18 protein-coding genes are annotated in these 19,980 nt (G+C 67.6%); 14 read left to right on the top strand and 4 right to left on the bottom strand.

What is annotated here, in order from left to right; all coding sequences use genetic code 11:
• Positions 1-9 precede the first annotated feature (9 nt).
• Positions 10-1,677 carry a methyl-accepting chemotaxis protein gene (locus ACSQ3Y_RS23245; protein WP_436179029.1) on the top strand — a complete coding sequence of 556 codons (1,668 nt, stop codon included), beginning with the start codon at positions 10-12 and terminating at the stop codon, positions 1,675-1,677.
• 166 nt (positions 1,678-1,843) lie between these two features.
• On the opposite strand, the gene ACSQ3Y_RS23240 is transcribed toward ACSQ3Y_RS23245, so the two are convergent.
• A complete protein-coding gene (locus ACSQ3Y_RS23240; RefSeq protein ID WP_436179028.1) occupies positions 1,844-3,541 on the bottom strand; it encodes an electron transfer flavoprotein-ubiquinone oxidoreductase in 1,698 nt (565 codons plus the stop codon).
• Between the two features lie 140 nt (positions 3,542-3,681).
• Between ACSQ3Y_RS23240 and ACSQ3Y_RS23235 the strand changes: the two genes are divergently transcribed.
• The 4 genes from ACSQ3Y_RS23235 (at position 3,682) to ACSQ3Y_RS23220 (ending at position 9,030) form a co-directional block, all read left to right on the top strand.
• A complete protein-coding gene (locus ACSQ3Y_RS23235) occupies positions 3,682-4,464 on the top strand; it encodes an SDR family oxidoreductase (protein ID WP_057206117.1) in 783 nt (260 codons plus the stop codon).
• An 18-nt stretch (positions 4,465-4,482) separates the two neighbouring features.
• The gene (locus ACSQ3Y_RS23230) at positions 4,483-5,379 is read left to right on the top strand and encodes a DMT family transporter (protein ID WP_436179027.1); all 897 of its coding nucleotides are present in this window, start codon (positions 4,483-4,485) and stop codon (positions 5,377-5,379) included.
• Positions 5,376-5,798, top strand: a complete 423-nt coding sequence (locus ACSQ3Y_RS23225; protein WP_057269780.1) for an acyl-CoA thioesterase — start codon at positions 5,376-5,378, stop codon at positions 5,796-5,798. The genes ACSQ3Y_RS23230 and ACSQ3Y_RS23225 overlap by 4 nt, the downstream gene beginning before the upstream one ends.
• A 157-nt stretch (positions 5,799-5,955) precedes the next feature.
• Complete coding sequence (locus tag ACSQ3Y_RS23220) at positions 5,956-9,030, top strand: bifunctional diguanylate cyclase/phosphodiesterase (protein ID WP_436179026.1); 3,075 nt, start codon at positions 5,956-5,958, stop codon at positions 9,028-9,030.
• A gap of 18 nt (positions 9,031-9,048) precedes the next feature.
• Here the strand turns inward: ACSQ3Y_RS23220 and ACSQ3Y_RS23215 are convergent, their stop codons facing one another.
• From ACSQ3Y_RS23215 to ACSQ3Y_RS23205, 3 genes are read right to left on the bottom strand one after another with little or no spacing between them, the layout of a single operon-like run.
• Positions 9,049-9,780 carry a hypothetical protein gene (locus ACSQ3Y_RS23215; protein WP_436179025.1) on the bottom strand — a complete coding sequence of 244 codons (732 nt, stop codon included), beginning with the start codon at positions 9,778-9,780 and terminating at the stop codon, positions 9,049-9,051.
• Between the two features lie 20 nt (positions 9,781-9,800).
• On the bottom strand, positions 9,801-10,382 hold the full coding sequence (locus ACSQ3Y_RS23210) for a peroxidase-related enzyme (RefSeq protein ID WP_057206256.1): 582 nt from the start codon (positions 10,380-10,382) through the stop codon (positions 9,801-9,803).
• A 43-nt stretch (positions 10,383-10,425) separates the two neighbouring features.
• Positions 10,426-11,208 (bottom strand): IclR family transcriptional regulator, encoded by a 783-nt coding sequence (locus ACSQ3Y_RS23205; protein WP_428000065.1) that lies wholly within the window; start codon positions 11,206-11,208, stop codon positions 10,426-10,428.
• A 122-nt stretch (positions 11,209-11,330) separates the two neighbouring features.
• On the opposite strand from ACSQ3Y_RS23205, the gene ACSQ3Y_RS23200 reads away from it, so the two are divergent.
• From ACSQ3Y_RS23200 to ACSQ3Y_RS23160, 9 genes are all read left to right on the top strand, one after another.
• Positions 11,331-12,338, top strand: coding sequence for a Bug family tripartite tricarboxylate transporter substrate binding protein (locus ACSQ3Y_RS23200; protein WP_436179024.1), 1,008 nt, complete (start codon positions 11,331-11,333; stop codon positions 12,336-12,338).
• 44 nt (positions 12,339-12,382) lie between these two features.
• The gene (locus tag ACSQ3Y_RS23195) at positions 12,383-13,336 is read left to right on the top strand and encodes an amidohydrolase family protein (RefSeq protein WP_436179023.1); all 954 of its coding nucleotides are present in this window, start codon (positions 12,383-12,385) and stop codon (positions 13,334-13,336) included.
• Positions 13,333-14,316, top strand: a complete 984-nt coding sequence (locus ACSQ3Y_RS23190) for a Bug family tripartite tricarboxylate transporter substrate binding protein (RefSeq protein ID WP_428000067.1) — start codon at positions 13,333-13,335, stop codon at positions 14,314-14,316. Before ACSQ3Y_RS23195 ends, ACSQ3Y_RS23190 begins: the two co-directional genes overlap by 4 nt.
• A gap of 65 nt (positions 14,317-14,381) precedes the next feature.
• A complete protein-coding gene (locus ACSQ3Y_RS23185) occupies positions 14,382-15,068 on the top strand; it encodes an RraA family protein (RefSeq protein WP_057269776.1) in 687 nt (228 codons plus the stop codon).
• A complete protein-coding gene (locus ACSQ3Y_RS23180) occupies positions 15,065-16,003 on the top strand; it encodes an NAD(P)-dependent oxidoreductase (protein WP_436179022.1) in 939 nt (312 codons plus the stop codon). The genes ACSQ3Y_RS23185 and ACSQ3Y_RS23180 overlap by 4 nt, the downstream gene beginning before the upstream one ends.
• A 109-nt stretch (positions 16,004-16,112) precedes the next feature.
• The gene (locus ACSQ3Y_RS23175) at positions 16,113-17,045 is read left to right on the top strand and encodes a Bug family tripartite tricarboxylate transporter substrate binding protein (RefSeq protein ID WP_436180161.1); all 933 of its coding nucleotides are present in this window, start codon (positions 16,113-16,115) and stop codon (positions 17,043-17,045) included.
• A gap of 17 nt (positions 17,046-17,062) precedes the next feature.
• Entirely contained in the window at positions 17,063-18,019 is a 957-nt protein-coding gene (locus tag ACSQ3Y_RS23170; protein ID WP_436179021.1) for a tripartite tricarboxylate transporter substrate binding protein, read from the top strand.
• Positions 18,020-18,025: 6 nt separating this feature from the next.
• A complete protein-coding gene (locus ACSQ3Y_RS23165; protein WP_436179020.1) occupies positions 18,026-18,925 on the top strand; it encodes an amidohydrolase family protein in 900 nt (299 codons plus the stop codon).
• 26 nt (positions 18,926-18,951) lie between these two features.
• Positions 18,952-19,869 carry an SMP-30/gluconolactonase/LRE family protein gene (locus tag ACSQ3Y_RS23160; protein ID WP_436179019.1) on the top strand — a complete coding sequence of 306 codons (918 nt, stop codon included), beginning with the start codon at positions 18,952-18,954 and terminating at the stop codon, positions 19,867-19,869.
• The last annotated feature ends 111 nt before the right edge of the window (positions 19,870-19,980 follow it).

Genomic DNA, 19,980 nt, shown 5'->3' with positions numbered 1-19,980 from the left:
GAGAAAGCCATGAACTACCTTCCCGCCACGGCCGGTGCCACCCGCACCCCTGCCGTCACGGCCTTTCCTGCTGCTGCACCCCTGGCGGCATCCCACCCGTCTTCGTCGCCGTCCCCGCGCGGCAAGCGCACCCTGACCGTGGGCCAGAAACTGGCAGCGGCCTTTGGCCTGCTGGGCGTGGCAGTGGCGCTGCTGGGCTCCACCACCTGGCTCACCGGCCAGGACACGACGCGCCAGGCCACGCTGCTTACGGCGGAGCAGTTGCCCATCGAGCGCTCGGTGCGCGAGTGGAAGACCCAGTCGGTGCACATCGGCCAGATCGCCCTGCGCGCCACCAGCTCGACCGACGTGTTCCCCCTGGTGGCCGAGATGCGCACCCAACTGGCCGCCGAGGAGGGCATGCGCAAGCGCATCGACACGGCGCTGGCCACCTCGGCTGCGGCTGCAAGCACCGTGCCCGCGTGGAAGCAGACCCAGGTGCAGCGCCAGCAGTACGCAGCCCTGCGCGACACCCTGGTGCAGAACGCACTCGAATCCAAGGTCATCAGCCAGAAGGAGCTGCAGGAGCATGCCGCAGCGCTGGCCCAGTACCTCCAAACCATCGACCAGTTGCTGGCCGAATCCGAAAAGTCCTCGGTGGCGGCCGCCGATGCGATGATTGCCGATGCCTCGCGTGCCCAGTGGGTCAGCGCGCTGGCCGTGGCCTTCGTGGTGGGCCTGTCGGCGCTGTTCGGCTGGCTGCTGCGCCGCTCCATCGTGCTGCCGCTGCGCCAGGCGTCGGACGCGGCAGCCCTGGTGGCGCAGGGCGACCTCACGGTGCGCATGGCCACGGACCGCACCGACGAGATCGGCGAGCTGCTCACCGCGCTCAACAGCATGGTGGAATCGCTGCACTACGTGGTGACCGAGGTGCGCGATTCGGGTGAATCCATCCACGTCGCCAGCTCCGAGGTCGCGGCCGGCAACACCGACCTGAGCGCACGCACCGAGCACACGGCCAGCAGCCTGCAGCAGACGGCTGCCAGCATTGCCCAACTGGCGCAGACCGTGGCCGCCAATGCTGACAGCACCCGCCAGGCCAACACCCTGGCCCACAGCGCCGCCCAGGTGGCGAAGAAGGGCGGCGAGGTGGTCGGCCAGGTGGTCAAGACCATGGACGAGATCAACGCCAGCAGCAAGAAGATCGCCGACATCGTGGGCATCATCGACGGCATTGCCTTCCAGACCAATATCCTGGCACTCAATGCCGCGGTGGAGGCCGCCCGTGCGGGCGAGCAGGGCCGGGGCTTTGCCGTGGTGGCCAGCGAGGTGCGCAACCTGGCGGGCCGCAGCGCCAACGCCGCCAAGGAGATCAAGGCCCTGATCGCCACCAGTGTCGACAAGGTGAGTGACGGTGCGCGCCTGGTGGTCACCGCCGGCTCGACCATGCAGGACATCGTCACCAGCGTGCAGCAGGTCACCACGCTGATGTCCGAGATCAACGCCGCCAGCAGCGAGCAGAGCAGCCAGATCGGCCAGGTGAGCCAGGCCGTGGACCAGCTCGACCACATGACCCAGCAGAACGCCGCGCTGGTGGAAGAAGGCGCCGCTGCGGCCCAGAGCCTCAAGGACCAGGCCAACCGCCTGGCGGGTGCGATGGGGCAGTTCCAGTTGACGGCAGGCGCCGCGATGGCGTGACTACGATCCGCTGCGCCATGAAAAAGGGCCTGCAATGCAGGCCCCCCGTGCTTGGAGCGGATAACAAAACTCAGCGAAGTGGTTCTGGCTAGGCGCTGCGTCGCAGGCAGTACGAGTAGTACGACAAGACGCGGCAACGACGCCAGAAGAGTTTTGTTGGCCGCTCTTACATGCCCGAGTAGTTCGGGCCGCCGCCGCCTTCTGGCGTCACCCAGACGATGTTCTGCGTGGGGTCCTTGATGTCGCAGGTCTTGCAGTGCACGCAGTTCTGCGCGTTGATCTGCAGCTTGTCCTCGCCTGCATCGGTCTTGATGAACTCGTACACCGCGGCCGGGCAGTAGCGCGCCTCGGGGCCGGCGTACTTGGCCAGGTTGATGCTGACCGGCACGCTCGCGTCCTTGAGCGTCAGGTGGGCCGGCTGGTTCTCGGCGTGGTTGGTGTTGCTGATGAACACGCTGGAGAGGCGGTCAAACGTCAGCTTGCCATCGGGCTTGGGGTAGATGATGGGCTTGCACTCGGACGCGGGTTTGAGGTGCACGTGGTCGGGCTTGTCGCGGTGCAGCGTCCAGGGGATGTTGCCCTTGAGCACGAACTGCTCCAGGCCGTTCATGATGGTGGCGGTGACCAGGCCCTTCTTGAACCAGTTCTTGAAGTTGCGGTCCTTGTTGAGCTCGGTGTGCAGCCAGCTCTTCTCGAAGGCCTCGGGGTAGGCGCTCAGCTCATCGTGCTGGCGCCCGGCCACCACGGCGTCGTAGGCGGCTTCGGCGGCCAGCATGCCGGACTTGATGGCGGCGTGGCTGCCCTTGATGCGGCCCACGTTGAGATAGCCGGCGTCGCAGCCGATCAGCGCGCCGCCGGGGAAGATGGTCTTGGGCAGGCTCAGCAGGCCGCCGGCCGTGATGGCGCGCGCGCCGTAGCTGATGCGCTTGGCCGGCTTGATGCCCTTGGACTCGTCGCCCTCCAGGTACCAGCGGATGTTGGCGTGCGTCTTCCAGCGCTGGAATTCCTCGAACGGGCTCAGGTAGGGGTTGGAGTAGCCCAGGCCGGTGATGAAGCCCAGGGTCACCTTGTTGTCGTCCAGGTGGTACAGGAAAGCGCCACCGTAGGTGTCGTTCTCCATCGGCCAGCCAGCGGTGTGCATGACAAAGCCGGGCTGGTGGCGCTGCGGGTCGATCTCCCACAGCTCCTTGATGCCGATGGCGTAGCTTTGCGGGTCGGAATGCGCGTCGAGCTTGAAGCGCGAGATCAACTGCTTGCCCAGGTGGCCGCGCGAGCCCTCGGCGAAGATGGTGTACTTGGCGTGCAATTCCATGCCCAGCTGGAAGTCGGCCGTGGGCTCGCCTTCCTTGCTGATGCCCATGTTGCCGGTGGCCACGCCCTTGACGGAGCCGTTGTCGTTGTAGAGCACTTCGGCGGCCGGAAAGCCCGGGAAGATCTCCACGCCCAGGGCCTCGGCCTGCTCGCCCATCCACTTGACCACGTTGCCCAGGCGCACCACGTAGTTGCCGTGGTTCTGGAAGTTGTGCGGCAAAAACACGTTGGGCACGCGAAAGGACGATTTCTCGCCCAGGAAGACCATCGCGTCGTCGGTCACCGGCTGGTTCAGCGGGGCGCCCTTGGCCTTCCAGTCGGGGATCAGCTCGGTCAGGGCCTTGGGGTCCATGATGGCGCCCGAGAGGATGTGCGCGCCGGGTTCGGAGCCTTTTTCAAGCACCACGACGGAGATGTCCTTGCCATTGATGGCAGCCATCTGCTTGAGCCGGATGGCAGTGGCCATGCCGCCGGGGCCGCCGCCCACGACGACCACGTCGTATTCCATTGCTTCACGGGGACCATACTGGGCGAGGATTTCTTCGTTCGTCATGGGTTTCTCGTCGGGCGTTTGATATCGTGTGGATTGTCTTCGGACAGGACCCTGGTTCCTGTCTGCCTGGAGACTGATTGTATTCATGGATTTCGGACAATCGAACGACCGTTCTTTTTTCTGCAGTGGAGGCTCTCTAAATGGCATACAGCATCGATCTATCCGGCCGCGTGGCGTTCATCACCGGAGCGTCCAGCGGGCTGGGCGCCCAGTTCGCGCGGACCCTTGCGCGCGCAGGAGCCGGGGTGGTGCTGGCCAGCCGCCGCGTCGAAAAGCTCAAGGAGCTGCGTGCCCGCATCGAGGGGGAGGGCGGTGACGCCCACGTGATCGAACTGGACGTGACCGACCACATGTCGATCAAGGCGGCGGTGGCCCATGCCGAGACCGAGATGGGCTCCATCGACATCCTGGTGAACAACTCGGGCGTGAGCACCACCCAGCGCCTGCAGGATGTGACGCCCCAGGACTATGACTTCATCTTCGACACCAACGTCAAGGGCGCCTTCTTCGTCGCACAGGAGGTGGGCAAGCGCATGCTGGCGCGCTCGCGCGGGGCGGCGCCGGGCAGCTTCACCGGTGGGCGCATCATCAACATCGCCTCCATGGCCGGGCTCAAGGTGCTGCCGCAGATCGGTGCCTACTGCATGAGCAAGGCCGCCGTGGTGCAGATGACCAAGGCCATGGCCATGGAATGGGGCCGATTCGGCATCAACACCAATGCCATCTGCCCGGGCTACATCGACACCGAGATCAACCACCGCCACTGGCAGACCGAACAGGGCCGCAAGCTCATCGACATGCTGCCGCGCAAGCGCGTGGGCAGCCCCGAGGACCTTGATGCGCTGATCATCATGCTGGCCAGCGACCAGAGCCATTTCATCAACGGTGCCGTGATTGCGGCAGACGATGGCTTTGCGGTGTAGCCCGCGCCGCTTGCCCTGATGCTGACCGGAATCCTGGCCGGTCTCGCTGCAGGCGCGCTCTGGGGGCTGGTGTTCGTGGCGCCCTACATGGCGGGCACGTGTGCCTCGGTGGACCTGACGGCGGGCCGCTTCGTGGCCTACGGCGCAGTGGCCGTGAGCATGCTGCTGTGGGGCCTCAAGGGCAAGCCGCGCCGACCCACCCTTGCCCAGGCCTGGGCGGCGCTGTGGCTGTCCGTGCTGGGCTTCACGGGCTACTACCTGCTGCTGGTCTGGGCGATCCGCGATGCGGGGGCCGAGATGCCGGCGCTGATCATCGGCACCATTCCGGTCTGGGTCATGCTGCTGGGCAAGCCCCAGGGCCTGCGCTGGGCCGCACTGGTGCCCGGGCTGGTGCTCACCGTGGCCGGCCTCGCGCTGATGGCCGAGGTTCCGCACGGCGATGCAGCGGCATCCGGCGCCGGCAGCTACTGGCGCGGCATCGCCATCGCGCTGGTGGCGCTGGTGTTCTGGACGGCCTTCGCCATCCTCAATTCCGCATGGCTCAAGCGCCACCCCGAGGTGCGCGCCACCGACTGGGCCAACTGGCTGGGCGTGGCCACGGGGCTGGGCGGCCTGCTGCTGTGGCTGGTGGGCGGCTCCAGCCTGCCCGCCCTGGCGGCGCAACCGGCGTTCGGCGTCTTCGTGGCCGTGTGCCTGGCGCTCGGTTTTGGTTCGAGCTGGCTGGCCACCATCTTGTGGAACATCGCCAGCCAGCGGTTGTCCGCCAGCCTGTGCGGGCAGCTCATCGTGAGCGAAACTTTGTTCGCTCTCGTATATTCGTTCGCGTGGGATGGGCGCTGGCCCTCGCCTGCCCAGTGGGCGGCCGTGGTGCTGTTCACTCTGGGCATCCTCGCTTCCATCAAGGCACACCGATGAAGATTGAAATCCCCGAAAAGAAGAAGCTGGTGCACGAGATGCGCTTTCCCGTACGCTGGGGCGACATGGACGCCATGGGCCATGTGAACAACACCGTGTATTTTCGGTATCTAGAGACGGCGCGCATCGACTGGCTGGTGTCCGTGGGCTGCAACCCCGACCCCACAGGCCAGGGGCCGGTCATCGTCAACGCCTTTTGCAACTTCTACCAACAGCTCGAGTACCCGGCCGACGTGCTGCTCAAGCTCTATGTGAGCGACCCGGGCCGCACCACCTTCGAGACCTGGGGCACCATGGAGCGGGTGGACCGGCCGGGCGTGGTTTATGCCGCTGGCGGTGCCACCACGATCTGGGTCGATTTTCCGCAGAAGAAGGCGGTTGCCCTGCCGGAATGGATGCTGGCCATCGTTCAGGACTGATTTTGCGGCGCTTGACACCTCTGGGTGAATCGGACTAAATGGGCCGATCACAGGGCTCGGGCGGCTGATGGGGGTCGCACGGGTTCATTGAAGAAATGGGGGAAGGCTGGCGACGTCCTGGCCACGCCGCTTTTCCCGGTCACGAGGGTTTTCGGCCATGGCCACAGAGAGCAGTCCCGCGCGCGATGGTGCGCAACCTGGCGCCTGGCTGCCTGGCTGGGCGGTGCCATTGGCCTTTGCGGCCTTTGTGGCTGGCGTCATTGCGCTGGGGATTGCCCTGCATTTGCAGGGCCGGCGGGCTGCCGAACAGATTGCATCCGAGACCCTGCGGGTCACCTCCGAACTGTCGGCCCATTCGCTGGACACCTGGCTCACGGAGCGCTCTGGCGATGCCGAGGCCATCGGCTCCAATCCCCTGCTGGTCAAGGAGCTAGACCACTGGTGGCAGGGCGAAGCGCAACGCGCCGAGTACACCCCCTTCATCCAGCAGCATCTCGAAGGCATCCGGCGCGTCTACGGCTACCGGAGCATTGCGGTCGTCGATGTGGGTACGGACAAGGCGGTGTTCAGCAGCGGAGCCCCTCTGGACGCGCAGCAACGCAGCCGCGTGGCGCAGGCTGGAACGGGTGCGTACCCGCGGTGGATCGAGCTGCCTGCGGAGAATGGCGCAGGGCTGCGCCTGGCCCTGGCGCGCAGCATTGCCGACACCACCCGGGGAACGGGCCATGTGCTTTACATGGAAATGGACCTCCAGTGGCTGGTGGATACGCTGGCCAAGGCCAAGCTGCCGAACTGGGGTGGCGAGACCATCCTGGTGCACCGCGATGCACGGGGCCTGCAGATCCTTGCACCGGCCAGCGGGTCCGGGCTGCAGCCCCTTGGCGGGCCCGGGCCCGTGGTGGAGTCTCTGCTGACAGAACCCGGTGTTTCCGTGGTGCAGGGGCCCAACCGCCATGGTGTGGCGGTGATGGCGCGGCGCGAGAACGTCCTGCTGCCGTCGTGGATGGTGCTCAGCCTGATGCCTGACAAGGCGGTGTATGCGGCGGTGCAGGACCGCAGCAAGCTCCTGGTTCTCGGGGTGGCGGTTCTCCTCCTCCTCGGCTCGCTGCTCTACGCAGCCTGGCGCCGGGGCGACCACCACCGCCACGCTGCGCGCGAGGCCGGGCTTCGCCGGCACTATGAGCAGGTGATGCGTGGCTCGACGGACATCTTTTTCCTGACCGACAACGACGGCATCATCCTCGATGTGAGCCAGGCGGGCGTCGACGTGTATGGCTACCCGCGCGAGCAGCTCATCGGCATGAATGCGCAGCGCCTGCGGCCGCCGGAGCAGGCGGCGGAGCAGGCCGAGATCCTGGAGGCCATGCAGCCTGGCGAGTCGCGACAGGTGCGCATTCCCCGGCTGCGCGCCGATGGCAGCACCTTCCTGTTGGAGGGCACCGTCGGCTGCTTCGAATCGGAGGGCATGCGCTACTACGTGGGCATGGGCCGCGACATCACTCGCCAAGCCGAAGTGGAAACGCAGCTGCGTGTGGCCGCGAGCTTCTTCGACCGCTCCGCTGCTGCCATCGTGGTCGGCGACCGTGACAAGCGCGTCGTCTCGATCAACCCCCACCTCACCAAGATCACCGGCTACACGCTCGAGGATCTGCAGGGGCAGCCCACGGTGCTGCTCAATGCCGGGCTCGACCCCGCAGGGGTCGAGCGTGCGCGCGCCATCCTCAAGGCCGAGGGCTTCTGGGAGGGCGAGATGCATATCCGCCGCAAGGACGGCACGGTCTTCCCGGCGCGCCTGCTGGTCTGCGCGCACCGCGGTGCCGATGGCCAGGTGGAGCAGCATGTGGATCTGTTCACGGACCTGACCCGCCTCAAACAGGCCGAAAGCCAGGCCGAGTACCTGGCGGTGCACGACCCCGTGACCAGGCTGCCCAATCGCGCCAGGCTTGAGCAGGACCTGCCGCAGTACATCGCTGCGCTGACTGTCCAGAGTGCAGCGCCCCACAACAGCCTGTCGCTGGCCCTGGTCAATCTGGACCGGTTCAAGAGCGTCAACGAATCGTTTGGCTACGCGCAGGGCGATGTTTTCCTGGTCGAGGTGGCCGAGCGCCTGCGGGGGCTCAGCGCGGACCTCAAGGGCCTGTACCGCTATGGGGGCGATGAATTCATGCTGGTGCTGGCGGGCAACCCCGTCACCCATGCACTGCTGATCAGCCAGGTGCGTGCGCTGCTGGCACCGCCCATCCGCCTTGGCGCGCAGGAGCACCCGGTGTCCCCCACTGCCAGCATTGGCATTGCGAGCAGCCCCGAGCATGCGCGCACTGCGGAGGAACTGCTGCACAACGTCGAAGCCGCCATGCGCATCGCCAAGGCCCAGGGGCGCAACACCTGGCGCCTGTATGCGCCCGAGATGAACGCCTCGGCCTACGATGACATGCTGCTCGCGGTGGACCTGCGCCAGGCCATCGATGTCGGTGACCTCGAGCTGCACCTGCAGCCCCAGTTCACGCTGGCGCATGGCCAGCCCGTGGGCATGGAGGCCTTGCTGCGCTGGACGCACCGGACGCGGGGCCCGGTGTCCCCGGCGCGCTTCATCCCGATTGCCGAATCCTCGGGGATGATCGCGGAAATCGGCGCCTGGGTGCTGCGCGAGGCGGCGCGCATCTGGTCACGCTGGCGCGGCGAGGGGCTGGTGCCCCTGCCCATTGCCGTGAACCTCTCGGCGGTGCAGTTCCAGGCGCCTGACTTCCTGCACGAGGTGGGCCGTGTCCTTTCGGAGTTCGACCTGCCCGCCGGTGCGCTGGAGATGGAACTGACGGAAGGCACGCTGATGGCCAACATGGACGCAGCGGTGGATATCCTGCGCCAACTGGTGGACATGGGCATCCAGATCGCCATCGACGACTTCGGCACGGGCTACTCCAGCCTGAGCTACCTGCGCCGCTTCCCGGTGAGCAAGCTCAAGATCGACCGCTCCTTCATCCTGGATCTGGGCAGGCACGGCAACGAGGAAGCCGAGGCCATCGCCTCGGCCGTCATCGCCATGGCCAAGAGCCTGAAGCTGCGCGTGATCGCCGAAGGCGTGGAAACCCCCGAGCAGCGCGATTTCCTCAAGGACCATGGCTGCGATGAGGTGCAGGGCTATCTGTATGCCCGGCCGATGCCCGTGGAGGCTGCGACGGCGCTGCTCGTGCAGCGCACAAGCCCCACCGAAACGCAAGGCAACTTCGCCTGAGCGCTGCCGCGGCTTGGTTCAGCCCGGTGGCAGGGCGATGCAGCGACCCTGCGGGCCTTCCGGGCCATTGCCCAGCCCAAGCAACAGCACCCGCTGCAACTGCGGCAGGTAGCGGATAGCCGTCTGCGGCGCGCTGTACCCGGCCGAGTCCTGCAGTGCCTCGTCCATGCGCCAATTGCGGCCGGAGGACATGTGCTCGATGGTGAGTGTGCGCACGCCGGTGTAGAAGGTGCTGGTGATCTGCCCTTCGGTACCGAAGAAGCCGCCGCCCGTGCGCGCCGTGCGCCGGGTTCCCAGGAACGCGGTGCCCACGCGCAAGCGCTGGTCACGGCTGGTGCAGCTGCCCTCGAACGCTGCGGCGCAGTGCAGGGGCAGGGCGTTCTGCTGCACGGTGACGGGCTGCACGGCCGGCTGCTTGACCTCGTCGAGTGCCACGGGCACCAGGCGGGCGCAGTCGGCATCGGGCTCCACGCGCCAGGCGCCGGCACCGGGCAGGTCGGCAATGCCGTAGCGCGGCACACCCAGGCCCACCGCCAGGTAGTACGTCGGTCCGGTGACATCCTGGCGCAGCAGCAACAGGGACGGCTGGGTGCTCGACAGGGGCGAGAGCGTGCCCGACGGGACTTGTACTGCCAGGGGTTGTGCATCCAGCGTGCCGTTGCCCGGTGCGAAGCCGCTGGCAACGGCGTGGGTGCCAGCCAGGTAAACCAATGCCGCACACCACCATGCTGCCATCGAACGATTGGACATGCCCGTGTGCATGGCGTGCTTCAAGCCGAAGGTTTTGCCTTGGGCACGCGGCCCATCAGGTAGAACTCGGGGTTGGGCTGCATGCCGGCAAAGCTGGCCATGCGGTTGCTGAGCCCGAAGAAGGCGGTGATGGCCGCGATGTCCCAGATGTCCTCATCGTCGAAGCCGTGCGCATGCAGCGCAATGAAGTCGGCATCTTCGATCTCGTGCGAGTGCTCGCAGACCTTCATCGCAAAGTCGAGCATGGCGCGCTGGCGCGGGCTGATCTCGGCCTTGCGGTAGTTCACCGCCACCTGGTCGGCCACGAGCGGCTTTTTCTCGTAGATGCGCAGGATGGCGCCGTGCGCCACCACGCAGTACAGACACTGGTTGGCCGCGCTGGTGGTGGTGACGATCATCTCGCGCTCGCCCTTGGTCAGGCTGCCTTCCTCCTTGAGCATCAGGGCGTCGTGGTAGGCGAAGAATGCGCGCCATTCGGCCGGGCGGCGGGCAAAGCCCAGGAACACATTGGGCACGAAGCCGGCCTTTTCCTGCACTTCGAGGATGCGGGCGCGGATGTCATCGGGCAGGCTGTCGAGCGATGGGGCGGGGTAGCGGGTCACGTCGGTCTCCTTGTTTTTTCTGATGGGCACCAGTATCGGGGATTCAAGGATGCCAATGGGTGGCGCGTACCGGACTGTGCGAGGGCGCTGCGGTGTTGCCCGCTAGCGCATAGGACAGCTGTGTGGCGGCGGCCATCACGGTCTGCGCGAGGGCTTCGAGCTTTTCTGCCGGCAGGCGCGAAGCCGGGCCCGAGATGCACACCGAGCCCATCAGCCGCCAGTGCATGCCGAACACCGGCGCCGACACTGTCGCCACGCCCTGTTCGCGCTCGCCGATGGACCAGTGGTAGCCCTTTTGGCGGATGGCTTCGTAGGCCTTTCCCGGCTCGCCCGAGAAGGCCAGGATCACGCGCCCCGGCGAGCCCTTGTCCAGCGGCAGGCCTTCGCCCATGCGCGCATGGTGGCGCAGTGCCTGCGGCCCCTCCACGCGCACGAGGCAGGTGCGCACCTGGCCTTCGCGCACGTAGAAGGCGGCGCTCTCGCCCGTGGCATGGGTGAGCTCGCGCAGCGCGGGCTCCAGCACGTTCTGCACGTCAAAGCCCGCCTGGTAACGTGCGCCCAGCCAGCCGGCAGCAGGGCCCAGGCGCCAGTCGCCATCTTCGCGCTGCACCATGAAGCCCGACTGCGCCAGCGTGCGCGCCAGGCGCAGCACCGTCGTTTTGTGCAGGCCGCAGCGCCGGCTCAGCTCGGCCAGGGGCAGGCTCGATTCGCCCAGCGCAAACGCCTCCAGCACCTGCAGGGCGCGGGTGACGGCGATGACTCCGCCGGTGGTGTCGGCGGCCAGCGGTGCGGCAGGGGCCAGGGGCTTTTCAGGGGTGTTGCTCATGGCGCAATTCGTTTCATGGTGTGCAACTCCATTGTATGGGTTGAAACGTCTGCGTAAAGTCGCATCCACGGCGCCGGGCCATGCAGGCCGGCGTGACGAACCACCACAACGGAGACAAATCCATGCCAGTGCTTTCATCGCTTTCGCGTTCTGCCGGTGCACACCTGTGCGCTGCCTTCCTCGGGCTCGCCGCCGCTGCCATGCCGGCCGGCACGGTTTTCGCGCAGGCAGCCTATCCCAGCAAGCCGATCCGCCTGATCGTGCCCTTCCCGCCCGGCGGCGGCACAGACATGATCGCCCGCACCGTGGCCCAGAAGCTCACCGACCAGAACAAGTGGAACGTGATCGTGGACAACCGCCCCGGTGCGGGCGGCAACCTGGGCGTGGATGCCGCAGCCAAGTCCGCACCAGACGGCTACACGCTGGTCATGGGCCAGACCAGCAACCTGGCCATCAACCCCACGCTCTACCCCAAGCTGCCCTACGACCCGCTCAAGGACCTGGTGCCCGTGGCGCTGGTGTCGTCCTCGCCCATCGTGATGGCCGCGCCCGTCAACTCGCCCTACAAGAGCTTTGCCGACGTGGTGGCTGCCGCCAAGGGCAAGCCCGATGCGCTCACCCTGGGTTACTCAGGCAACGGCACCGTCGCCCACCTGGCCGGCGAGTTGGCCGAGAACGCTGCCGGCATCCAGCTGCGCCACATCCCCTACAAGGGCGCGGCCCAGGCCATGACCGACCTGGTGGGCGGGCAGATCGACCTGTACATGTCCTCCGTGCCCACGCTGCTGGGCCAGGTGCGCAACGGCAAGCTCAAGTTCATCGCCATCACCTCGGCCAAGCGCGCCAGCCAGCTGCCCGACGTGCCCACGCTGGCCGAGTCGGGCTACAAGGGCTTCGACGCCGTGACCTGGTTCGGCATCCTTGCGCCGGCCGGCACACCCGCGCCCATCGTGGCCCAGCTCAACAAGGCCATCAACCAGGCCCTGCAGCAGCCCGACGTGGCCGACAAGCTGCGCAGCGAAGGCGGCGACGTGATTGGCGGCACGTCCGAGCAGTTCGGCCAGTTGCTGCGCACCGAGGTGCCGCGCTGGGGAAAGATCGTCAAGGACTCGGGCGCGAGCCTCGACTGAGCCTGCAGACCCCCAGCTGAGCCCACGCCCACCGGACCATCGCCATGACCCGCGATTGCCTTGCCACGCCCGTACCTTTCTCGGCCGGCACCGAAAAGCCCGCAGTGGCCGTACCCGCCGGGGCCTGCGACTGCCATGTGCATGTCTACGACAGCCGCTTTGCCCCGGCCCCCGGTGCCCGGCTGCTGCCGCCCGATGCCTCGGCCAGCGACTATGGGCCATTGCAGCGGCGCATCGGCACTACGTGCACCGTGCTGGTCACGCCATCGACCTATGGCACTGACAACCGCTGCATGCTCGAAGGGCTTGCCGCACTGGGTGAGCAGGCGCGTGGGGTCGCGGTGATCGACGGCAGCGAGAGCGACGAAGCCTTGCAGCAACTCCGTATCCAGGGTGTGCGCGGTGTGCGCCTGAACCTCTCGCTGGGCGTATCGGGCAGCGCCGATCTGCTGGAGCCGCTGGCCGCGCGCATCGCGCCGCTGGGCTGGCACCTGCAACTGCTGATGGCGCCCGACCTGCTGGCGTCGCTGGGCCCTGTGCTGCGGCGCCTGCCGGTGCCACTGGTGTTCGACCACTTCGGGCGCATCGCACCTGCGCAAGCCGGCACGCATGCCGCCCACGCATTGCTGCTGCAGCTCCTGGCAGACGGCAAGGCCTGGATCAAGCTCTCCGGCGGCTACATCGTCAGCCCGCTGCGCACGGTGGACGACCCCGCCCTCGACGCGCTGGCCCAGGGCTACCTGCGCTGTGCGCCCGACCGCGTGCTCTGGGGCAGCGACTGGCCCCATGCCACCGCTACCGCTGGTGTGCAGCCCCTGCCCGATGACGCGCGCCAGATGGACCGCCTGGCGCAATGGATCGACCAGGCGCCGAACAGCGGCGCGACCCTGCGCGGCGTGCTGGTGGACAACCCGCAGGCGCTCTACGGCTTCGCTGCGCCCGCAGCCACTCCTGCATCCCCCCTTTCTGACGACGACCTGAAGAGGCCCATGCCATGACCATTTCCACTTCCCGCCGCAGCGTTCTTGCGGCCCTGGCTGCCACGCTGGCCACAGGCTCTGCGTTCGCGCAGGGCGACTGGCCCGCCGGCAAGCTCATCACCTGGGTCGTGCCGTACCCGCCCGGCGGCAGCACCGACGTGCTGGGCCGCAACCTTGCGCTGCGCGTGGCGTCCTCGCTGGGCACCAACGTCATCGTCGACAACAAGGCCGGCGCCACGGGCACCATCGGTGCCGCCTTCGTGGCCAAGGCCGCGCCCGATGGCTACACCCTGCTGGGCACGTCCATCGGCCCGCAGGCGATTGCGCCTCACCTCATGGGCAAGCTGCCCTACGACCCCATCGCGGGCTTCGAGCCCGTGATCACCATCGGCACCATTCCGCACATCCTGGTGGTCGGGGCCAAACAGCCATTCCAGTCGGTCGCCGACCTGTTGGCGGCGGCCCGTGCCCAGCCGGGCAAGCTCGCCTTCGCCTCGGGCGGCAACGGCACCATCCTGCAGATGCAGGGCGAGCTGCTGCAGCAGCAAAGCGGCGCGCGCTTCATCCACGTGCCCTATAAGGGCGACACCCCGGCGCTGCAGGACACGCTGGCCGAGCAGGTGCAGTTCATGTTCGCACCGGCCGCCGCCGCGCTGCCCCATGTGCAGTCGGGCAAGCTGCGCGCGCTGGCGGTCACCTCGGCCCAGCGCCTGAAGGCCCTGCCCAGCGTGCCCACCATGGGCGAGGCCGGGCTCAAGGACTTCGTCGTCGAGCAGTGGCAGGCCGTGTTCGCGCCTGCCAGGACACCCGCTGCCGTCGTGCAGCGCCTGAACGAAGAGATCGGCAAGGCGCTCAAGGACCCCGCCGTTGTCGCCCTGGCCGACAAGCTCGGCGTGACCCTGGTGGGCGGCACGCCGCGCCAGCTCGGTGACCTGCAGAAGGCCGACTCCGCCAAGTGGGCCAAGGTCATCAAGGACGGAAACATCACCGCCGAGTGATCCCTCGGCCCTAAACAGGCACCACACCTCTTCTCCGCATACCGAAACAAGACAAGGACCGCACCATGAGCCAGCTTCCCGAAATCATCCGTGGCATCGAACGCGTCAGCGCCGACGTCGTCCAGAAAGCCGCCACCTTCCAGGCGGCCATCCTCGCCGATGTGGCGGGCCGCCGCGGCACCATGCACGGCCGTGTGGCGCCCGTGCACCAAGACATGAAAGTGGCAGGCCCGGCCTTCACCGTCGAGGTGCGCCCCGGCGACAACCTCATGATCCATGCTGCCATCGCCCTGGCCCAACCTGGCGACGTGCTGGTGATCGACGGCAAGGGCGACCAGACCGCCGCGCTGATGGGTACGCTGATGCTCAGCGCCTGCAAGAAACTGGGGCTGGCCGGCGTGATTGTCGACGGCGCGATCCGTGACAAGCTCGAATTGCTGGACCTGGGCTTCCCGGTGTTCAGCGCGGGCTTCAACCCCGCTGGCCCCACCAAGTACGTGCCCGGCCGCATCAACCACCCCATCTCGGCCGGCGGCGCCACAGTCCACCCGGGCGACCTGGTGGTGGGCGATGCCGATGGCGTGGTGGTGATCGAGCGCGAAAAGGCCCCCGCCATGATGGCCCTGGCCGACAAGAAGGTGGCCGACGAGGCTGCCCGCATCGAAGCCATTGCCCGCGGCGACACGGCATCCAAGTGGCTGCCCGCCGCCTTGCGCGCAGCCGGCGTTCTCAAGGAAGGGGAATCGCTGTGAGCCGCCCGAGCATCATCGTGACGGGCGCCGACCTGGCCGGGGAGGCCCTGGCGCTGCTCGACGACTTCGAGGTCGTCTATGCCGGCAAGGCGCCCACCGAGGACGACCTGGTGGCCCTGTGCCGCACGCACGACCCCGTGGCCATCATCGTGCGCTACGGCAAGGTCAGTGCGGCGGTGATGGACGCCGCGCCCTCGCTCAAGGTCATCTCCAAGCATGGCAGCGGCACCGAAACCATCGACAAGGTTGCTGCCAAGGCGCGCGGCATCGAGGTGGTGGCCGCCGTGGGCGCCAATGCCGCGGCCGTGGCCGAGCAGGCGCTGGCCTTGCTGCTGGCCTGCGCCAAGTCGGTGGTGCCGCTCGATGCGCGCATGCATGCCGGCCACTGGGACAAGGCCACGCACAAGAGCCTGGAGCTCGGCGGCCGCACCGTGGGCGTGGTGGGCCTGGGCGCCATCGGCCTGCGCTTTGCGAAGATGGCCGACGCGCTGGGCATGCGCGTGATCGGCTTCGACCCCTTCGCCAGGAACCTGCCGGCCTATATCGAGAGCGTGGACCTGGCGACCATCTGGCGCGATTCCGATGCCATCTCGCTGCACTGCCCGCTGACCGAAGAGAACCGCGGCATGCTCGGCACAGCGACACTCGCACAGTGCAGGCGCGGTGTGATCGTGGTGAACACCGCGCGCGGTGGCCTCATCGACGAAGCAGCGCTCCTGGCGGCCGTGCGCAGCGGCCAGGTGATGGCCGCGGGGCTGGACAGCTTCGCCGTGGAGCCCATGGTGGCCGGCCACCCCTTCCAGGGCGAGGCGAACTTCATCCTCTCGCCGCACATCGGTGGCGTGACCAGCGATGCCTACGTGAACATGGGCGTGAGCGCGGCGAAGAACCTGCTGCAGGTCCTGGCGCGCACCCCTGCTCCAACGGCCGCGTGAATGGGCGGGGACGGTACCTCCGGAGGATCACGATGAGGAGACACAAACAATGAACCGGCACACACGATTTTCAGCGCTCGCAAGCAAGGCGCTGCTGGCCCCCTTGTCCATGGCATGCGCCGCCTGTTTCGCACAGGCCGCCGACTTTCCGACCAAGCCGGTGAAGCTGGTGGTGGGCTTTGCGGCGGGCGGCCCTACCGACGTGGTGGCACGCGCCTTTGCCGACCACGCCAGCCGCGCGCTGGGCCCGCCCTTCGTCATCGACAACCGACCGGGCGCCAACACCATCCTGGCCGCGCAGGCGGTGGCCAGCGCGCCCGCCGACGGCTACACGCTGCTGTTCGGCGCCACCAACCACACGATGATCCCGGGGCTCTACCGCAACCGGGTGAAGTTCGATGCGGTGCGCTCGTTCAAACCGCTGTGCACGGTGGCCACCAGCCCCACGGTGCTGGTGGTGGGCCCGGGCCTGCCTGTGAAGTCGCTGGCCGACTACATGGCACGTGCGCGCAAGGAGCCGGGCCGCACCACCGCCGGCACGGCCGGCGTGGGCAGCTCGGGGCATTTCGCCACCGAGGTGTTCGCGCGCGCCAACGGCCTTGAGCTCAACCACGTGCCCTACAAGGGCGCTGCGCCGGTGGTGACGGACCTGATGGGCGGCCAGCTCGACAGCTCGTTCGCGACCCTGGGCTCGGTGCTGCCGCAGATTCGCAGCGGCAAGCTCACGGCACTGGCCGTGGCATCGCCCAAGCGCTCTTCGCTGCTGCCCGATGTGGCGACGTTTGCCGAAGCCGGCGGCGGCAAGTACTCGGCCGATGCCTGGTACGGCCTGCTGGCGCCCGCCGGCGTACCAGAAACCGTGGTCCGGCAACTGGAGCGCGTGGCGGTGGATTTTGCGAAAAGCGCTGCTGCAGCGGAGAAGCTGCGCGGCCTGGGGCTGGATGCGGACTCCACCTGCGGCAGGGCCTTTGCCACGCAGGTCGAGCGCGAGGTCGCCACCTACACGCAGATCGCCAAGGACCTGGACCTGAAAGCTGAATAATTGATTGGAGACATGACATGTTGCGTTTTCTCAAACCCCTGATCGCCGCCTGCGCCCTGGCCGCCGGCATGGCCCATGCTGCCTACCCCGACCGCCCGATCACCATCGTCGTGCCCTATGCGCCAGGCGGCGCCGCCGACGCCGTGGCCCGCGTACTGGCCACGCGCCTGGGCGTCAGGCTGGGCGCCAGCGTGATCGTGGACAACAAGGCCGGTGCCAGCGGCACCATCGGCGCCAGCTATGTCGCCAAGGCCAGTGCCGATGGCTACACCCTGCTGTACGACGCCACGCCGTACTCCATCAACCCGCACCTGTTCCCCAAGATGCCGTATGCGGCCAACGCGCTGCAGCCGCTGTCGCTGGTGCTGCTGGCACCCAACGTGATGATCGTGAAGGCGGATTCGCCGCTCAAGGACATCAACGACCTGGTCGCCAAGGCCAAGGCCGCGCCGGGCAAGCTCAACTTCGCCTCGGGCGGCAGCGGCACGGTGCAGCGGCTGGCGGCGGAGCTCATGCGCCAGCAGCTCAGCCTGGACATGGTGCACGTACCCTACAAGAGCGGCGGCCCGGCCATCACCGATGTGATGGCCGGCCAGGTGGACTTCATGTTCGGCACCGTGGCCGCGACCTACCCCCACATAGCGGGCGGCAAGCTGCGCGCACTGGCCGTGTCCGCGCCCGAGCGCTCCAAACGCCTGCCCGATGTGCCCACGGTCGCCGAGACGGTGATCCCCGGCTACGAGGCCTTTGAATGGAATGGCCTGTTCCTGCCCGCGGGTACGCCCGAGCCCATTGCCGCCAGGCTGCGCCAGGCGGTGCAGGACGTGATGAAGGAGGACGAGGTGAGACAGCGCCTGGCCGACATGGGCGCCCAGGCCCTCGGCTCCACACCCGCAGAGTTCACCACCTTCCTGAAGAAGGAAGATGCCAAGTGGGGCGAGGTGGTGCGCAAGGGCAGCATCAAGCTCGATTGATCGCCCATGGGCCTGCCACCACTTCTGGAGAATGTGCCGCATTCGGTGGGCCTGAACCGCCCGAAGCGCGCGCTGCCCGCCCTGGCGTGTGACAGCCACATGCACATCTTCGACGCGCGCTTTGCGCCGTCGCCGCACTGGCCGCACACACCGCCCGAGGCACCCGTGGCCGCCTACCGGCAGCTGCAGCAGCGCCTGGGCACCGCGCGCACGGTCGTGGTCACGCCCTCCACCTACGGCATCGACAACGCTTGCACGCTGGATGCACTGGACCAACTGGGCGACAGCGCACGCGGCGTGGCCGTGGTGGACCAGCAGGTCAGCGATGTGGAGCTGGGCCGCCTGGCCGCACGGCGCGTGCGCGGGCTGCGTGTGAACTTCGTCTCGCCCCAATCCTGGGGCATGACCACAGAAGAGATGCTGACCACCCTGGCGGGCAAGCTGGCGCGCCATGCGGACTGCGGCGGCTGGCACATCCAGGTGTTCGCGCACCCGGAGCAGATCGTGGCGCTCGAAGCGGTGCTGCAGGCCTTGCCGGTGCCGCTGGTGATCGACCACCTGGGCCGCATCGACCCGGCCGAGGGGCCATCGGCCCCGGCCTGGGCTACGCTGCAACGCCTGCTTGACGGGGGCAACACCTGGGTCAAACTCTCCGGCGCCTACATGCGCTCCACGGTGCAGGTTCCGGGTTACGCCGATACGCTGCCCCTGGGCCGCGCGCTGGTGCAGGCCGCTCCCGAGCGCCTGGTGTGGGGCAGCGACTGGCCGCACACCACCGAGCCGCCCGGCACCGTGAACGATGCCGATCTGGTGGACCTGCTGCAGGCCTGGGTCGTGACGGATGCTGCGATGGACCGCATCCTGGTGGACAACCCTGCGCGGCTGTACGGATTTCCTGCCGCGTGAAGATCAGAGCCAACGAAAGCCATCCCATGTTTCTGCTGCAAGCCCCCCAAGTGCGCGACCTCGAACTCTTCACCGCCATGCCCGAGTCGCTGCGCCGGCGCGAGCGCAGCGCCTGGGCCGATGCCAACCGCGCAGGGGCCATCACCGACTCCTTCCTCGAAGGCCCGGTGTTCGACGCTGCCGGCAATCTCTACGTGACCGACATCCCCTGGGGCCGCATCCTGCGCGTCGACCCCGCAGGTTCCTGGACACTCGTTGCCGAATACGACGGCGAGCCCAACGGCATGAAGTTCCTCGATGCCGGCACTTTGTTGATCACCGACTACAAGAACGGCCTCATGCGACTGGACGTGGCGAGCGGGCGGGTCACCCCGTACCTGGAGCGGCGCAACAGCGAGCGCTTCAAGGGCGTGAACGACCTGGTCTTCGACGCCGAGGGCAATCTCTACTTTACCGACCAGGGCCAGAGCGGGCTGCACGATCCAAGCGGGCGCCTGTACCGCCTGCGCCCCAATGGCCAGCTCGATCTGCTGCTGGCCAATGTGCCCAGCCCCAATGGCGTGGCCTTGTCGCCCGACGGGCGCGTGCTCTACCTGGCCGTCACGCGCGGCAACTGCGTCTGGCGCGTACCGCTGCTGCCCGATGGCAGCGTGGCCAAGGTGGGACAGTTCTTCACCTCCTACGGGCCGAGCGGCCCGGACGGGCTGGCCGTGGACGCCCAAGGCCGGCTGCTCGTGGCCAATCCTGGCCTGGGCTATGTGTGGGTGCTCAACCACCGGGCCGAGCCCGAGCTGGTGCTGCGCGGGCCAGCGGGCGCGTCGACGACCAACCTGGCCTTTGGCGGGGAGTGCAGGCAGACGGTGTTTGTCACCGATTCGACCCACGGGCACATCCTGCGGGCGCAGCTCGACGCGCCAGGCCTGCCGCTGGCGCGCGGTCTCTGAGTTAGCACGCTGTTTGACAATGGCTGTGGCATTTCGATAAATATTGACTATCGGGGAAATTCAATCGATTCAATTTACGCGCCATGGATTGTTTCCTACCATGGGTCTTGC

Origin of the sequence: Acidovorax sp. LjRoot66 (assembly GCF_964253305.1) — a bacterium.
Classification (GTDB): Bacteria; Pseudomonadota; Gammaproteobacteria; order Burkholderiales; family Burkholderiaceae_C; genus Acidovorax.
Note: the sequence above shows the minus strand (reverse complement) of the source record. Positions and strands in the feature narration are given on the sequence as shown.

Bases quoted from the DNA above. Each gene is read 5' to 3' on its own strand.
- ACSQ3Y_RS23245 (WP_436179029.1), top strand. From the start codon at position 10: ATGAACTACCTTCCCGCCACGGCCGGTGCCACCCGCACCCCTGCCGTC.
- ACSQ3Y_RS23240 (WP_436179028.1), bottom strand. From the start codon at position 3,541: ATGACGAACGAAGAAATCCTCGCCCAGTATGGTCCCCGTGAAGCAATG.
- ACSQ3Y_RS23235 (WP_057206117.1), top strand. From the start codon at position 3,682: ATGGCATACAGCATCGATCTATCCGGCCGCGTGGCGTTCATCACCGGA.
- ACSQ3Y_RS23230 (WP_436179027.1), top strand. From the start codon at position 4,483: ATGCTGACCGGAATCCTGGCCGGTCTCGCTGCAGGCGCGCTCTGGGGG.
- ACSQ3Y_RS23225 (WP_057269780.1), top strand. From the start codon at position 5,376: ATGAAGATTGAAATCCCCGAAAAGAAGAAGCTGGTGCACGAGATGCGC.
- ACSQ3Y_RS23220 (WP_436179026.1), top strand. From the start codon at position 5,956: ATGGCCACAGAGAGCAGTCCCGCGCGCGATGGTGCGCAACCTGGCGCC.
- ACSQ3Y_RS23215 (WP_436179025.1), bottom strand. From the start codon at position 9,780: ATGTCCAATCGTTCGATGGCAGCATGGTGGTGTGCGGCATTGGTTTAC.
- ACSQ3Y_RS23205 (WP_428000065.1), bottom strand. From the start codon at position 11,208: ATGAGCAACACCCCTGAAAAGCCCCTGGCCCCTGCCGCACCGCTGGCC.
- ACSQ3Y_RS23200 (WP_436179024.1), top strand. From the start codon at position 11,331: ATGCCAGTGCTTTCATCGCTTTCGCGTTCTGCCGGTGCACACCTGTGC.
- ACSQ3Y_RS23195 (WP_436179023.1), top strand. From the start codon at position 12,383: ATGACCCGCGATTGCCTTGCCACGCCCGTACCTTTCTCGGCCGGCACC.
- ACSQ3Y_RS23190 (WP_428000067.1), top strand. From the start codon at position 13,333: ATGACCATTTCCACTTCCCGCCGCAGCGTTCTTGCGGCCCTGGCTGCC.
- ACSQ3Y_RS23185 (WP_057269776.1), top strand. From the start codon at position 14,382: ATGAGCCAGCTTCCCGAAATCATCCGTGGCATCGAACGCGTCAGCGCC.
- ACSQ3Y_RS23175 (WP_436180161.1), top strand. From the start codon at position 16,113: ATGGCATGCGCCGCCTGTTTCGCACAGGCCGCCGACTTTCCGACCAAG.
- ACSQ3Y_RS23170 (WP_436179021.1), top strand. From the start codon at position 17,063: ATGTTGCGTTTTCTCAAACCCCTGATCGCCGCCTGCGCCCTGGCCGCC.
- ACSQ3Y_RS23165 (WP_436179020.1), top strand. From the start codon at position 18,026: ATGGGCCTGCCACCACTTCTGGAGAATGTGCCGCATTCGGTGGGCCTG.
- ACSQ3Y_RS23160 (WP_436179019.1), top strand. From the start codon at position 18,952: ATGTTTCTGCTGCAAGCCCCCCAAGTGCGCGACCTCGAACTCTTCACC.